Origin of the sequence: Clostridium boliviensis (assembly GCF_033342255.1) — a bacterium.
Taxonomy (GTDB): domain Bacteria; phylum Bacillota; class Clostridia; order Lachnospirales; family Lachnospiraceae; genus Lacrimispora; species Lacrimispora boliviensis.
The window spans coordinates 1-412 of the sequence record NZ_JAWONS010000325.1 but is presented as its reverse complement, the minus strand read 5'-3'; the positions used below and the strand labels follow the sequence as shown (position 1 = coordinate 412).

Here is a 412-nt window from a genome sequence, read left to right as displayed (position 1 = left end):
AAGGGCAGGGCGAGCAGGGAACAGGCGATGTTGAACAGGGTTTGCACATGGGCCACCTGGGCGGCCAGATCGCTTTCCAACAGGCGGGCGACGTCAGCGATCCACAGGGTGATCGGGGCGAAGAGGAGGACGCCGGCGATATTCAGAATCAGGTGGGCGACGGCGACCTGTTTGGCGGCTCGTCCTGTCCCGATGGCGGCGATCAGGCCGGTGACGCACGTTCCCACATTGCTGCCGAGGACAATCCCGATGGCGACGGGCAGGGATAACAGCCCTGAGGCGTAAAATCCCATGGTCATGGCGACGGTGGCGCTGCTGCTCTGGATGACCGCCGTAAGCAAAGCGCCGGCGGCGATGCCCGTCCAAACCGGATCCCCTCCCGGCTCCAAAATCCAGGTGATCCATCCCCGCT

1 protein-coding gene is annotated in these 412 nt (G+C 64.3%); it reads right to left on the bottom strand.

Features of this window, described 5'->3' with window-relative positions; all coding sequences use genetic code 11:
* Window positions 1-341 (bottom strand): Na/Pi symporter (locus RZO55_RS23425; protein WP_318066666.1); only part of this gene is annotated, 341 nt, incomplete at its 3' end.
* Between the last annotated feature and the right edge of the window lie 71 nt (window positions 342-412).